Origin of the sequence: Rahnella sp. 2050 (assembly GCF_040544515.1) — a bacterium.
GTDB classification, from domain to species: Bacteria; Pseudomonadota; Gammaproteobacteria; order Enterobacterales; family Enterobacteriaceae; genus Rahnella; species Rahnella aceris.
In genome coordinates, this window is the sequence record NZ_JBEPKE010000002.1 from 661,237 (window position 1) to 675,029 (window position 13,793).

At 50.3% G+C, this 13,793-nt stretch carries 13 protein-coding genes; all 13 read right to left on the reverse strand.

What is annotated here, in order from left to right:
• Positions 1-13: 13 nt before the first annotated feature.
• The 13 genes from gshB to metK all read right to left on the reverse strand — a co-directional run bounded on the left by gshB (position 14) and on the right by metK (position 13,746).
• Complete coding sequence (gshB, locus tag ABIC79_RS10265) at positions 14-964, reverse strand: glutathione synthase (protein ID WP_354567032.1); 951 nt, start codon at positions 962-964, stop codon at positions 14-16.
• A gap of 11 nt (positions 965-975) precedes the next feature.
• Positions 976-1,707, reverse strand: a complete 732-nt coding sequence (gene rsmE, locus ABIC79_RS10270; protein ID WP_112150887.1) for a 16S rRNA (uracil(1498)-N(3))-methyltransferase — start codon at positions 1,705-1,707, stop codon at positions 976-978.
• Between the two features lie 87 nt (positions 1,708-1,794).
• Positions 1,795-2,508: a deoxyribonuclease I gene (endA, locus tag ABIC79_RS10275; RefSeq protein ID WP_241916957.1), complete on the reverse strand. Its 714-nt coding sequence runs from the start codon at positions 2,506-2,508 to the stop codon at positions 1,795-1,797.
• Positions 2,509-2,601: 93 nt separating this feature from the next.
• Entirely contained in the window at positions 2,602-3,123 is a 522-nt protein-coding gene (locus tag ABIC79_RS10280; RefSeq protein WP_037033267.1) for a SprT family zinc-dependent metalloprotease, read from the reverse strand.
• A 90-nt stretch (positions 3,124-3,213) separates the two neighbouring features.
• On the reverse strand, positions 3,214-4,608 hold the full coding sequence (locus tag ABIC79_RS10285) for a sugar porter family MFS transporter (protein WP_013576822.1): 1,395 nt from the start codon (positions 4,606-4,608) through the stop codon (positions 3,214-3,216).
• Positions 4,609-4,916: 308 nt separating this feature from the next.
• The gene (locus ABIC79_RS10290; RefSeq protein ID WP_354567035.1) at positions 4,917-5,666 is read right to left on the reverse strand and encodes a fimbrial protein; all 750 of its coding nucleotides are present in this window, start codon (positions 5,664-5,666) and stop codon (positions 4,917-4,919) included.
• Positions 5,667-5,721: 55 nt separating this feature from the next.
• Positions 5,722-6,837: a CblD like pilus biogenesis initiator family protein gene (locus ABIC79_RS10295; RefSeq protein ID WP_112197168.1), complete on the reverse strand. Its 1,116-nt coding sequence runs from the start codon at positions 6,835-6,837 to the stop codon at positions 5,722-5,724.
• A gap of 11 nt (positions 6,838-6,848) precedes the next feature.
• Complete coding sequence (locus ABIC79_RS25620; RefSeq protein ID WP_502947772.1) at positions 6,849-7,385, reverse strand: CblD like pilus biogenesis initiator family protein; 537 nt, start codon at positions 7,383-7,385, stop codon at positions 6,849-6,851.
• A gap of 9 nt (positions 7,386-7,394) precedes the next feature.
• On the reverse strand, positions 7,395-7,973 hold the full coding sequence (locus ABIC79_RS25625) for a hypothetical protein (RefSeq protein WP_502947768.1): 579 nt from the start codon (positions 7,971-7,973) through the stop codon (positions 7,395-7,397).
• Positions 7,970-10,663, reverse strand: coding sequence for a TcfC E-set like domain-containing protein (locus ABIC79_RS10305; RefSeq protein WP_013576818.1), 2,694 nt, complete (start codon positions 10,661-10,663; stop codon positions 7,970-7,972). The genes ABIC79_RS25625 and ABIC79_RS10305 overlap by 4 nt, the downstream gene beginning before the upstream one ends.
• A gap of 88 nt (positions 10,664-10,751) precedes the next feature.
• A complete protein-coding gene (locus ABIC79_RS10310; RefSeq protein WP_013576817.1) occupies positions 10,752-11,255 on the reverse strand; it encodes a fimbrial protein in 504 nt (167 codons plus the stop codon).
• An 80-nt stretch (positions 11,256-11,335) separates the two neighbouring features.
• The gene (locus ABIC79_RS10315; protein WP_223509085.1) at positions 11,336-11,971 is read right to left on the reverse strand and encodes a fimbria/pilus periplasmic chaperone; all 636 of its coding nucleotides are present in this window, start codon (positions 11,969-11,971) and stop codon (positions 11,336-11,338) included.
• A gap of 623 nt (positions 11,972-12,594) precedes the next feature.
• A complete protein-coding gene (gene metK, locus ABIC79_RS10320) occupies positions 12,595-13,746 on the reverse strand; it encodes a methionine adenosyltransferase (RefSeq protein WP_112150883.1) in 1,152 nt (383 codons plus the stop codon).
• Positions 13,747-13,793 lie beyond the last annotated feature (47 nt).

Consider the following 13,793-nt stretch of genomic DNA (forward strand, 5'->3'; position numbering starts at 1 on the left):
TTTTAATCTGTGCTTATCGTGAAGCCAGACGTTTCTCGATGGCGTCCATCAGCATGCCGGTGATGGAAATCGGGAAGGCGGCTTCGATTTCACGTGCACAGGTCGGGCTGGTGACGTTAATTTCCGTCAGGCGATCGCCGATAATATCCAGACCGACAAAAATCAGGCCTTTCTGCTTGAGGATTGGCGCGACGGTACGGGCAATTGCCCAGTCACTTTCGCTCAGCGGACGGGCTTCGCCACGGCCTCCGGCAGCCAGATTACCGCGGGTTTCACCCAGCGCCGGAATACGCGCCAGGCAGTAAGGCACCGGTTCGCCGTCGACCACCAGAACGCGTTTGTCACCGTCCTTGATGGCTGGCAGGTAGTTTTGTGCCATACAGAAACGGCTGCCGTGTTCGGTCAGTGTTTCGATAACGACGGAGACGTTGGCATCTTCAGGTTTCAGACGGAAAATGGAAGCGCCACCCATGCCATCGAGTGGCTTGAGGATCACGTCAGTGTGTTCTTTATGGAACGCTTTCAACTGCGCTGCATTGCGGGTAACCAGCGTATCTGGCGTCAGTTCAGGGAACCACGCGGTGAACAGCTTCTCGTTACAGTCGCGCAGGCTCTGCGGTTTATTGACGATCAGCGTGCCTTTTTCTTCGGCACGTTCGAGGATGTAAGTGGCATAAATGAATTCGGTATCGAACGGCGGATCCTTACGCATCAGGATCACGTCCAGTTCCTGCAGGGCGATATCCTGCTCTGTGCCAAACTCATACCAGCCATCGTAATCCTGCTTCACGCTGAGTTTTTTGGTGGTCGCACGGCCTTCGCCGCCGCGCAGATACAGGGAATTCATTTCCATGTAATGCAGTTCGTAACCACGACTCTGCGCTTCCAGCAACATAGCGAAACTGGTGTCTTTTTTAATGTTGATGGAAGAGATCGGATCCATCACGATGCCAAGCTTAATCATTTGGTTTCCTCTTAACCCAGATCGCCGAAACGAACCTGTAAGGCTGTAATCGCGGTGAGTGCTGTGGTTTCTGTACGCAGAACACGGGGTCCCAGCAGGATATCAGTAAATCCGTAGCCGGAGGTCATTGCAATTTCTTCAGCGGATAAACCGCCTTCCGGACCGATCAGCAGGCGGACATGGCTTACCGGCAGCGGCAGGGTGTTAATGCTGTGGCTGGCGCGCGGGTGCAGGTTCAGCTTCAGGCTGTCGTCCTGCTCGTTGCACCAGGCTTCGAGCTGCATCGCCGGACGAATTTCAGGGATACGGTTACGTCCGCACTGTTCGCAGGCGGCAATGGCGATTTTCTGCCACTGCTGCAATTTTTTCTCCAGACGTTCGCCGTCAAGTTTGACTCCACAGCGCTCGGAAAACAGCGGAGTAATCGTATTCACGCCCAGCTCAATAGATTTCTGAATGGTGAATTCCATCTTCTCGCCACGCGAGATCACCTGACCAAGATGCAGATTCAGCGGGGATTCATTATCCGCCAGCACGCCCTGATTCAGGCTGACACGCACACTTTTCTTATCAACCTGCGTGATGCTGGCTTCGAAGACCTGGTTGCTGCCGTCAAATAACTGAATCGCCTGACCCGGCTGCATACGCAGAACGCGCCCGACGTGATTGGCGGCATCTTCGCTCAGCGCAATCTCGCTGTGAGCGGTCAGGATTTCCGGATGATAAATGCGGGGTATGCGCATGTGTGACTGCTGTCCTTAAAGTGGTGAAGTGGGCTATTTTGGCAACGGTTGCCAGCCCTGTCGCTGACTATTGTGCCCTATAGTAGGTTAGCTTTTTCTTTGCACGCAAGCCTGCTGAACGTAAGGGTTGTGATTCCCCTGTACCCTGGCAATGCGGTTATCGCGTTCACATTCCCATGAAGTGACCGGATACTGGCGATCCCAGGCGGTAAACAACTGTGTCTGCTGGCGGGATAAATTCAGTTTGTACTGGTCACGCATGTAGAAGTAAGTGCGCGCAATGGCCCCACGGGCGCGGGCTGGCGGCTCGGCGGCTTTGGCTTTGAAGTCGATTTTCATTTCACAGCGGCCATACTGACCTTCGCCACCGTTCCACTGGCTGTACATGAAATTATTGCGGTCGCCGTTCACTTCACCGATGGCCGGTTCAAGGTTGTGCAGGTCAGTTTCAACCTTACGATAGCCGGCGCTTTTCGCGCAATTTTTGCGCCCGCCATCCTGCCAGCATTGCATCTGGTGGCCGAACTGCCACGCGGGAACCACATGTTCCCATTCGATCCGGCTGGCGCGCTGTTCACTTTTACGTACCGCGTAACCGCAGGATTGCAGATCCGGCGTGCCTTTTTTCCCCTGCCAGCTGATATCGCAGCCGCAGTAAAATGTTGGCGCGCCCTGATTGATTTTCACGGCAGCGGCTTTGGCCTGACTGAAGTTATTGATGGCGTTGCCGGACTGGCTGAAGGCGCTCAGCGGTGTCAGCGCACTGATAAACAGAAAAGATAAGAACGTTTTATGAAACATGTTTCTGAAAGACCCAAGACTAAAAGGCCGGAAGGGTAACGGATGCGGCGCGATGTGACAATGGGACTTTGCTGCTAATGAGTGATTGAAAAATCAGCAATTAGTGATGCCGTTAGCGTTAAAACGTAACAGTTCGCCGCAATGGCGGCAGCGGTATTCCGACTCCTTGCGCATCACCTTATTGTGGCGTCGCACGGTCAACTGGTGGTCGCGGCAGGCGCATAAATACGGATAGGTTTTACTTTGCACGGATGCCACTTCGAACTTGTGCGTTCTGCTCGCTGAGACACCCAGCACGTGTTCCATCATCCAGCGCCACTCTTTGCCGTGCGGTGCAGGAGCGCGACCAAAACGGCGGTATACCAGCAAATGGGCCAGCTCGTGTGGCACCACTTCATCGATAAACGGTTGCTGATTTTCCAGCAGTAATACCGGATTAAGGCGGATTTGCCAGTGTTGCAGATACGCGCTTCCCGCGCTGGTGCCGCGTTGCTGATAGCTGATTTCCGGCTCCGTGTAATCGGTGCCAAAAAACTGATTTGCCATCTGGAGTTTTTCCCGCAGGCAGCGCATAACGGCTTGTTGCAGGGCGATGGGGAGACGTGAGGTTTTCATCTGGCGAAGGATAAATCTGGCGGGGGAGAGATGCAATATGGAATTCCTCCCCTTTGCAGGGGAGGAATGGCAGGCTTATTTATTGCTAACTTACTTACCGATGTCGCGCAGGGCTTCACCTTTCATCAGGTTGCGTTCGATGTGTTCCAGTGAGACGTTTTTGGTCTCAGGGATCAGCGCAATAGTGATGAAGATGAAGACCACGTTCAGCGCGGCGTACACCCAGAAGGTATTGGCATTGCCGAGGCTGTCGAGCATGGTCAGGAAGGTTGCGCCGACAATCATGTTGGCGATCCAGTTGGTCGCAGTAGACACGGTGATACCAAAATCGCGGCCTTTCAGCGGCTGAATTTCAGAACACAGTACCCAAATCAGCGGACCAGCACTCATCGCAAAACCAACGATGAACATCAGCAGCATGGCAATGGAGAAGTATTTCGCCGCATCGGATTCGACACCGATATGCAGCATAGTACCCAGCACACCCATACCGACTGCCATCACCAGGAAGCCCAGTTTCAGCGTAGGTTTACGGCCCCAGCGGTCAACCAGACCGATGGCGATGAACGTCGCCAGAACGTTAACCAGCCCGACGATCACCGTGCCCCACATCTGTTGAGAGGTGCTGGCGAAACCGGCGATGCCGAAGATTTTTGGTGCGTAGTACATGATGACGTTCATACCGGTGAACTGCTGCATGACCTGCAAAAGAACGCCGAGGTAAACCGCACGACGGAAGTTTTTGTTATTAACGAACAAACCCCAGCCGCTTTGTTTTACTTTCAGACTTTCACGGATTTCATCCAGTTCATGTTTTGCCTGCTCACTGGAATCACGCAGTTTTTCCAGTACGCGGCGTGCTTTACCGTCATCGCCACGGGCGGCCAGCCAGCGCGGGCTGTCCGGCAGAAAGAAGACGCCAACCAGCAACAGCAATGCCGGAATGGTGATGATGCCCAGCATCCAGCGCCATGCGCCGGTATAGCTGAACGCGGTATCCGACAGGTATGCGGCCAGAATACCGATGGTGATCATCAGCTGGTACATGGAAATCATGCTGCCGCGGATTTTCTCCGGTGCGATTTCGGAGAGGTAAATAGGCGCCGTGTAAGACGCAATACCCACTGCCAGACCCAGCAGAACACGGGCAACAATCAGCACTTCTGTGTTGGGCGCAAAGGCGGAACACAGGGAGCCGACAACGAACAGAACTGCGCCGATCATCAGGCTGAATTTACGTCCCAGACGGAAGTTCAGCCAGCCACTGCCGACAGCACCGACGGCGGCACCAAACATCATGGAGCTGACAACCCATTCCTGTTGGTGGTTAGTAATCTGGAAGTCATGGCTGATAAAGGGCAGGGCGCCCGCGATGACGCCGATATCTAAGCCGAACAGCAGTCCGGCAAGTGCAGCAAGAAAACAGACAAAGAAAGTGACGCTTTTGTTCGAGCGTTTTCCTTTGGTCGAAGTTGAGTTGTTCATCCGGTCTCCAAAATAATGCAATCGTTTTGAGTTTGTAATAATGCTTAGGCTGTTATGTTATTAACCCTGCACACAGCTTAACGTGAACCCGGTCACAGTGTTGTAATCGTTTACACTAATAGGTGTGGCTGGGTATCTTGTTTCTGAAGGGTTTCAAACGGATAGCGTAACAGGAAGGAGATGTGCCTGAGAGTAATAGCCCATAAATTGATTTATATCAATCAATACAGTGTTTCAAACTTTTACATATACAAATAACTTATTAATTTATAACAAATTATTTTCTGTAACCGTTTTCATTTTAGCCATCATCTGGCCATAAAACTTCCCGCTTCCTGCTTTTGAGTGTAATCGTTGAAATACTCAATTCGGACTTTTTCAGACGATGCTGAAGCCGAAAATGGTAACGATGGGGTGTATGGCTTGCCCGGATAGACGTTTTTCTTCAGCTCTTTCCACTGGCACCGGGCTTCCTTTTTATCGCTGTCACACAGGCCAATACGCTGTACCAGCAGATGGATATTGCCGGTATTGGTAATTTGCTGAGTGGATGGATCCCAACCCAGTCTGGCGACCGGTTTTGCTGGCGGCACCATGACGACGACCCCCCAGACAATGGTCAGGTTCAGTTCGCTGGTGAAATTTTTGTTGCTGGCAGGGTTTTTGAATTCTTCCGGAGTCATTGACTGAAAATGCACGCGGTAGATTTTTTCTTCGTTGCTTTCACCGAGGCCGACGATCCTCACCGGCTGGCTGTTACCGGCGGGCAAACCAAATTTTAGCGGCGAGACCACCAGACTGTTTTGTGCGCCCTGTGGTGCAGGCGTTTCACTTTCCTGTGGTGTGCCGGGGTTATGAACCTCGGTGATTTTTCCCTGAATATACTGGGTAGTTTCGCTTTTAGAACTGATGACCAGTGCAGCAGCATGTTGTTCGTTAAGCGTTACTTTCATCGGTGAAACGGTGATGTTGGCTAAGCACAGGGCAGGCATCGCCAGCATCAGTACCGGGAGCAGTTTCAGGTCTGAGAGCCGCCTTTGTATTTGTGATCTGCGCATAAAAATCCTTACGTGAATGCGGTGATGAAGTGCAATCCGTTGCCAGGAGAATCTCCTAAAGCTGCGGTGTAAAATTCACAATCAGATGTCCGGTATAATGCCCGGCTTGTTTACTGTTGATATCCATTGTCTTGGTGCTAAGTTCCAGAGGTGCAGGAACACACAATACTGCCTGTGGGATCCCGGGCAGATGCACTGGCCGGGTATGAGCGGTCTGAATATCAGAAATTACCAGATCATCACCGCGTATTACGCTGACGTATTTACCGTCGGGTGCCTGCATTCGCACATAATAATCAATGCGTCCTGAATCCAAATTAGTGTCGCCGTGATCAGAATAAATAGAGAAGTATCCGTTATTGCGCTGGGTTGTCCCCTGCTGCTGATCGTCAAATTTCAGGGTGAAACTGGTACTGTTCGAGCCATACCCATCGTACAAACACATATCTATAGTAGCCGAGCCGTTCATTTGCGTTTGATTACCTTTAGTGCCGGGCAACGGGCGCAGGTTAAGGTCAACGCGCGGTGCGGCTTCGCCAAATTCGGGTAAGTAGATTTGCTGGTTGTTATTGTCAGTGACGTTGAGGGTGATGTGCGCTGTCCATCTGGCCAGATTTTTACCCGGGGACCACTGCCACAGATCCAGCGCCAGTGTACCTTCCCAGACTCCGCCAACCGGAAGTTTTTTCAATTCATCCCCGTTGATAAACATATAGAGAAAGGTTTCTTTGGCACCGTTGTCAGCCCCCGCAGTGACTAAAAAATGCGTGCCATCTGCCGAACTCGAATGGTAGCCTTTGAGATTAATAACGGCTTGCAGGCCGCTCTTCTTCTCAGTAAAGAGAGTAGGAATAAGCGTATCCCCTGTTGCTCCCCAGTCTCCATTCGCATTTTTGGCTTCGCCACTTTTACATTGCCCGGTCTCCGGAGACGTATTTGATAAACACCGCCAGTTATTTCTCCCCCATAACCTCGGGTCTTCGGTGTCATAACCTCCACTTTCATGCGTCCAGATGCCGAGTGTACTGGGCGGTGTTCCTCTGTCAAAAGTTGCGCTTACAGGCGTATCTCGTCCGGCAGGAGGCACGCTTTCTGCAAGTGCTGGCAGTATTGTCAGCACAGGTGCCAGAGTGGCAAACAGTGCAAAAAAACATGCTCTTTTAACGGACATATCCACTTTCCTTAAAGCTGCGGTGTAAAATTCACAATCAGATGTCCGGTATAATTCCCAGCTTGTTTACTGTTGATATCCATTGTCTTGGTGCTGAGTTCCAGTGGCGCAGGAACACACAATACTGCCTGTGGGATCCCTGGCAGATGTACAGGCCGGATATGAGCGGTCTGAATATTAGAAATCACCAGATCATCACCGCGTATTACGCTGACGTATTTGCCGTCGGGTGCCTGCATTCGCACATAATAATCAATGCGTCCTGAATCCAAATTAGTGTCGCCGTGATCAGAATAAATAGAGAAGTATCCGTTATTGCGCTCGGTTGTCCCCTGCTGCTGATCGTCAAATTTCAGGGTGAAACTGGTACTGTTCGAGCCATACCCATCGTACAAACACATATCTATAGTAGCCGAGCCGTTCATTTGCGTTTGATTACCTTTAGTGCCGGGCAGCGGGCGCAGGTTAAGGTCAACGCGCGGTGCGGCTTCGCCAAATTCGGGTAAATAGATTTGCTGGTTATTGTTGTCGGTGAGATTGACTGTGATGTTGGAATCCTAGTGATAAACCTCGGTTTCGCTGCTGTTATGGAGAAGAATTTTTAGCTGAGCAGTCCAGATGCCGCCAACCGGTAACTTATTGAGTTCGGCGGCAGGGATTTTCAGGGTTAAGTTAACACCATCTGTTGAATCACCGCTGCAGGAGTTTTGTGCGCTTTGATTCATGGGCTTAGGATCGCCATACATCGCGCAATTTCCGTTATACCAGTAGGCTTCGCGTGTTCCCTGCAATTCGAGAGTCTGCGTTGCGCCACTGCGCTTTTCCGTAAATTTAAGATAAACCGGCAGATAGGCGGCATATCCGCCTTTACCCGTTGGGCATTTACCATTTTCATCGCTGGTGCTTGACGTGCAGGCCCAGTAGTTAAGGCCCCAGCGACCGGAATTAGTCGAGTCGTATCCGCCGCTTTCTTGTGTCCAGATATTTACCGTTGATGCGGTACCCTTCGCGATGTTCAGTTCTGTATTGATGCTGTGATCCAACGGAGCAACCGTGTCAGCCTGCGCATCGGACAACGTGGCTAACAGGGTGCTCAGTGAAATAAATAAAGCAGTCAGAAGTTGTTTATGTTTCATTTTTTTTCTCGAATCGCAGCAGGTAAATCCGCAGGCTGAACCGGTTTACACAATGTTTTACCGACATAACGCACGACATCGCGGCTTGATTGCACGGTGACTGCGCACTGGTAATTCTGCTCACCGTTTTTGACATATAGCGTTTTTGCTAATGACGTCATTTCTGCGGTAAAGCCGCCATCTTCCGAACTGCTGAAAGCATTGGCATTGAGCATGTTGCCGCCATTGAGGGGGGCACCCGTGGCGGTAACCAGTTGTCCGACATAGGTATAATGCGATTCCATCGTCACTTCGCGTACTTTCATTTTCCCCGGCAGGAGGAACAATTTCTGGCTGCCTGCGCCCTGTGTAATGCTGGCCTGGCTACCTGAACTGACATCACGGCTTTCATCAACGGACACCTTGCCTTCTTCAAAACCGGTCACCGGGAATAACGCTTTGCTGTTCTGTTTCATGTGGGCCGCGCCGCCGCCCTGAACTGAAACGTCGATCAGTGCGTCATCTGCGGCATCCGCCTCTTCTTCATTACTGCCTTTCACCTTCACAGCTACCGCAGCACCCGGTGAGCCTGTACCGCCTGGCCCCCAGAAGAAGCCGGATTTAGATACCGCAACGGAAGAACTGTAGCTGCCGGTCACTGCGCCCTGATGGGTTTTTTGCTCATTGTCATAGCTGTCGGAAACGGTCAGTTCGCCTTCGCCATACTGGCCATTGAGACGGCCATGAACCGAGGCGTTAGCGTTATCGGTATCTGTGCCGCCCACGTCAATACCCAGTTCGCGGTCGTTATTGCTGCCCCAGTCCCAGTTCTGACTGGCGTTATACGTCATCTGCGCATCGCCGTTCTGGCTGCCCTGATAATCGGTGCTGAATGAAGTGTTGCTGCTGCGAAGCAGCGCATCTTTTGGCGTATTACGTGACAGGGAGAAGCCGACGTAGACACCTTTGTCACTATCGCTGTCACTGCTGCTCTGACGACGGTAGCCACCAAAACGCGTGGTGATCGTCATCTGTTTCCAGTTGAAGCTTTTATTCAGGCTCAGTTGCAAGGTTTTGGATGTACTCTGCGATTCGGTATTGTTGATCATGTTGTCTTCAAAAGGTTTTGAAGGATCGTACGTCGCAGAGTCCGGTGAGAGACTGGTATTTTTATTGTAAGTGTAGCCCAGAGAGGCAGACCAGCCCTTAACCGGCACGGAAAGTGTGGCGTTAATTGATTCGTAGCAGCCAATATCCGCATAATCATTTTCCCCGACATCGGCACTGGTGCAGCTTTTACCGTATGCGGCATTGCGATAGACGCTCATGGAAAAACCGTCGTTGTAGCTGATTTGCTCAACGTTACCTTTGGAACCGTCGGTGCCGCTAAACACGCTGGTCTGCATATCCAGCACGCCGTCGATCACTTTGCCGTTAAAACCGTGTGTCCATTGCAGGCCCGCTTCGCCATAATTTTCATTATCGGTATTGGCAATACCTGCCGTCGCTGTCAGCTCGGCAAACACCGGCAGACGCGCACCGGCTTGCATCACTGGTTTGCGTGATGTGCTGTCATTTTCTTCGTCATCTGTTGAGCTGACGACTTTGTTATCTGCCGTTTCACCGGCCTGTACAAACCATTGCATATGCCCGTCACTGATCCCGCCCGTTTTGGTAAACGGCTGGGTTTCGGTGCGCACGAGCTGGTTATTCTCATAAATTCGCAGGGTGACGGCATAACTGCCGCTCGGGAAGTTGCCGGTATCCAGCGTATTTGAACCGTTATTGAGATAAAACGTGCCGAGCAACTGATTGCCGCGATAAGCATCGACGCGGGATTTGCTGGAAAGCAGTACCACCAGCGGTGAACCTTTGCTGGCTTCATCAAGATTCAGGTAGCTCAGGGAACTCCCGGCACGGACGCCATCGATCGCATTCAGCGGTAACAGCGAGAAACTGATATTACCGCCCAGATTGCTGGAAAGGTCGCGTGAGTCCATGCGTCCGGCCTGCACGTAGTGGCGCTTGCCTAAGCTCTGGCGGAAATAGAGATCATCGACAGATACTGTCTGGCTGTCACTGTCGTCACTTTTGTAAGAATCAAGCGACCAGTCGAAACCCACATAGCCGCTGGTCAGCACGCCCAGTGCGCCGGCGCCTTGTAGTGACAGACTCTGGTATTGATCCTGCGCTGCCACGTTCAGGGTTTGCTGATGAATTAAGGCATTTTCAGTCTGCGCGGTCGGGGTGTAATAAAGGGCTTTTTTATCAGCATCAGGCACCAGTGCTTTGCTGACAAAGACGTCGGCGGCGCTGTTGTTTTCATCGTAAATCAGCGCCAGCGAGTCGGTTTCCAGATAACCACAGCCCCTGGCGTCGGCATTGCTGCTGCAGGCCAGGTTGCCATGGCGGGGAAGCGGCGCAGACAAGGTCGCCAGCATTTTCTGGTAATCCGGCGTGCCAGTTTTCAGCGGCAGATTCAGTGCGGTAAGTACCGCCTGCGGGTCTTTAAACTGTATGGTTTCCAGTGTGACGTTGGCTTCAAATAAGCCGGCAGACTGGCCGAGCAGATTGACGTTCAGCCAGACGTTCTGACCTGAGACCAGCTCTTCGAAACCCGGAGGAACGTCAGAGCCAGCTAAAGCAAGATTGCTGAATAAAGCAAAATGAATTGCCAGAAAGCAAAGTGACACTTTCAAGTTAGGTTTCATTATTTTTCCTTTATTCAAAAATCTGAGAGGTGAAAAGAATCGGCCTGATTAACAGGCCGATGAGGAGTGATTCAGGTGGAATGAACGCTTATGGCGTTTCAGTTGCCTGAGTCAGTACCACGCTGACAACGCCGCTGTAGTTACCGGAAGCAACAGGTGCCTGAGTGGTCTGGCTGACTTTCAGAGGCTGAATGATGGAACCGTTAGTGGTATCGCCGTTCGGGAACAGGGTAGTTGCAGCCATGGTCTGCTGAGCCTGAGTCAGGGTCAGTTCGCCGTATTTAACAGTCAGTGGGATATTTGGGTTGGTACCCACGGTATCCATTAATTGCGGGGTACCTGCCAGGTTGATGTTCACATCTTTTTCAGCATCGTTAGAATAGATCTTGGTCATCTGTGTAACAGGTTCCAGACCTACGCCAGGCATATAAGTCATTTCCATCGTAGAAGGTAATACTTCGCCAGTGTCAGTGGTCATATCCAGAGTGGCGTCAACGTTTGCAGTCACAGTAATATCTTTCTGTACAGCAGAAGCGTTAATAGCGAAGCCCATGATTGCAGTGACCAGCAGTGGTTTGATAATTGATTTCATTTTTAATTCCTAATTAAGAAGATGCATATTGCTATGCGGGGTTTATAACAAGAGTTATTCTTTACGTAAAATAATGAGATCTATTTTGCGCTGAATTCTTTTACGCCAACGGTTTTATCTGTCCAGTTGAAGTATTTCACTTTCACCACACGGTAATTATTTCCTTTAAATAATTCCGGAGATAACGTTGCGCGCTGATTAGGGTAAATGCTATTTTTTACCGGTTTACTCCATTTACATCCGTCATCAGTGAGTTGCTGAGGACATAAACCGATACTGTTAATTTTAAGATGAATATTGCCGGTGTTGCTCACCACGCGAGTCGCCGGATCCAGCGTGAAGTCTAGTCGCGGTGCGGCAGGCGGGACGGTAACCAGTACGCCCCAGATCATGCTGATGCCGAGTTTGGTCTGATTCTTCTGGTCACTTTTCCCACCGTTATTATTCAGCCCCGGAACACCTTCAAAGTAAACGCGATAGGCTTCTTCTGTTTGCGGTTGCTGAATATTAATCAGACGTATAATTCGGGTGGTGCCGGGTGCCAGTCCGAATTTCTCCGGTGTCACAACAATACCGTTACCAGATGACTGAGTTATTGTTGTTTCATTTTCCTGCGGCGTTGCCGGGTTATTTATTTTCTTTACCGTCGTTTTTACATATTCCGTGGTGGCGGAGTTTGTTGTTACGCTAATTTGTGCACCACCGCTTTTCTGCATAGGAACCGAAATAGGGTAGACGCTTATTCCTGCAAATGATGATGCTGATAAAAGTAATGGGGAAGCCGCTAAAATCATTACCCATGATTTCAATTTTGTTAATGGCATTGTCATTTTCTCAATGTTTAATAAGTCGCTATCCTGAAGAAGATTTCGTTAATTCCTTTTACTTGATATTTGTTTGGTTGCTTTCGATGGGGTGAATAATAGATTCAATGAATGTTCAGGTCAATGGCATGCAAATTAGCTATTTTTGTTATTTATTTGGCTATAAATGATATTCAACATAAATATAACATTTGGCATGATTTTCACTTTCATGATTATGAAGGGATTTTATTCGTTATTTTGTTTTTATAATCGTGAATGTTAACTAAATGAAGACGGCTAATTTCAAACTGGCGCACATCTACATGATGTATTAAGTTAAATGAATATAAACGTGATTTTGAAATTATCCATTAAAATCATTTAGATATAACATCTTCGGTTAACGGTTGTTGTAAGCTGTTTGGGTATTTAAATGGCGAAAAAGAAAGGAATAAGAAACGAAAGGGGAATAAGGGGCAATAAAAAACCCCGCCTGGGGCGGGGTTTGAGAGATTTTATGACGCGTGGGTTTCTTATAAACCTGCGGCTTCACGCAACTGAGCGGCTTTGTCGGTTTTTTCCCAAGGGAAATGTTCACGACCAAAGTGACCGTATGCGGCGGTTTCTTTATAGATAGGGTGCAACAGATCCATCATCTGGATCAAACCGTACGGACGCAGGTCGAAGAACTCGCGCACCAGCAGGGTCAGTTGTTCGTTGGAGACTTTACCGGTACCGAAGGTTTCCACCATGATGGAAGTCGGTTCTGCCACGCCGATAGCGTAAGACACCTGGATTTCGCAACGATCTGCCAGACCGGCAGCCACGATGTTTTTCGCCACATAACGTGCCGCGTAGGCCGCTGAGCGGTCAACTTTCGACGGATCTTTACCAGAGAACGCACCGCCACCGTGACGGGCCATGCCGCCGTAGGTATCCACGATGATTTTACGACCGGTCAGACCGCAGTCACCCATCGGGCCACCGATAACGAAACGGCCAGTCGGGTTAATGTGGTATTTGGTACCGGCGTTCAGCCATTCTGCTGGCAGGACAGGTTTGATGATTTCTTCCATCACCGCTTCCTGCAAATCTTTCAGCGAGATGTCTTCAGAGTGCTGAGTAGACAATACCACTGCATCGATACCGACGATTTTGCCTTCGTCATACTGGAAAGTGACCTGGCTTTTCGCATCCGGACGCAGCCATGACAGGGTGCCTGATTTGCGCACTTCAGCCTGACGCTGCACCAGACGGTGGGCATAAGTAATAGGTGCTGGCATCAGTACGCTGGTTTCGTTGGTCGCATAACCAAACATCAGACCCTGGTCGCCCGCACCTTGTTCCAGCGGATCAGTACGGTCAACGCCCTGATTGATATCCGGAGATTGCTTACCAATAGCGCTCAGCACTGCGCAGGAATTGGCGTCGAAACCCATGTCGGAATGGATATAACCAATTTCACGAACAGTCTGGCGTGTGATTTCTTCAACGTCGACCCATGCGCTGGTGGTGATTTCACCGCCAACCAGGACCATGCCGGTTTTGACATAAGTTTCACATGCAACACGTGCTTTTGGGTCTTGCTCTAAAATTGCGTCCAGTACCGCGTCGGAAATCTGGTCAGCGATTTTATCTGGATGTCCTTCCGAAACGGATTCGGACGTGAAGAGATGTTTAGCCATTATGTTCTTTACCTTACATACGACGGGTTAGATATCACTGCATAGCA

Bases quoted from the DNA above. Each gene is read 5' to 3' on its own strand.
- gshB (WP_354567032.1), bottom strand. From the start codon at position 964: ATGATTAAGCTTGGCATCGTGATGGATCCGATCTCTTCCATCAACATT.
- rsmE (WP_112150887.1), bottom strand. From the start codon at position 1,707: ATGCGCATACCCCGCATTTATCATCCGGAAATCCTGACCGCTCACAGC.
- endA (WP_241916957.1), bottom strand. From the start codon at position 2,508: ATGTTTCATAAAACGTTCTTATCTTTTCTGTTTATCAGTGCGCTGACA.
- ABIC79_RS10280 (WP_037033267.1), bottom strand. From the start codon at position 3,123: ATGAAAACCTCACGTCTCCCCATCGCCCTGCAACAAGCCGTTATGCGC.
- ABIC79_RS10285 (WP_013576822.1), bottom strand. From the start codon at position 4,608: ATGAACAACTCAACTTCGACCAAAGGAAAACGCTCGAACAAAAGCGTC.
- ABIC79_RS10290 (WP_354567035.1), bottom strand. From the start codon at position 5,666: ATGCGCAGATCACAAATACAAAGGCGGCTCTCAGACCTGAAACTGCTC.
- ABIC79_RS10295 (WP_112197168.1), bottom strand. From the start codon at position 6,837: ATGTCCGTTAAAAGAGCATGTTTTTTTGCACTGTTTGCCACTCTGGCA.
- ABIC79_RS25625 (WP_502947768.1), bottom strand. From the start codon at position 7,973: ATGAAACATAAACAACTTCTGACTGCTTTATTTATTTCACTGAGCACC.
- ABIC79_RS10305 (WP_013576818.1), bottom strand. From the start codon at position 10,663: ATGAAACCTAACTTGAAAGTGTCACTTTGCTTTCTGGCAATTCATTTT.
- ABIC79_RS10310 (WP_013576817.1), bottom strand. From the start codon at position 11,255: ATGAAATCAATTATCAAACCACTGCTGGTCACTGCAATCATGGGCTTC.
- ABIC79_RS10315 (WP_223509085.1), bottom strand. From the start codon at position 11,971: ATGCAGAAAAGCGGTGGTGCACAAATTAGCGTAACAACAAACTCCGCC.
- metK (WP_112150883.1), bottom strand. From the start codon at position 13,746: ATGGCTAAACATCTCTTCACGTCCGAATCCGTTTCGGAAGGACATCCA.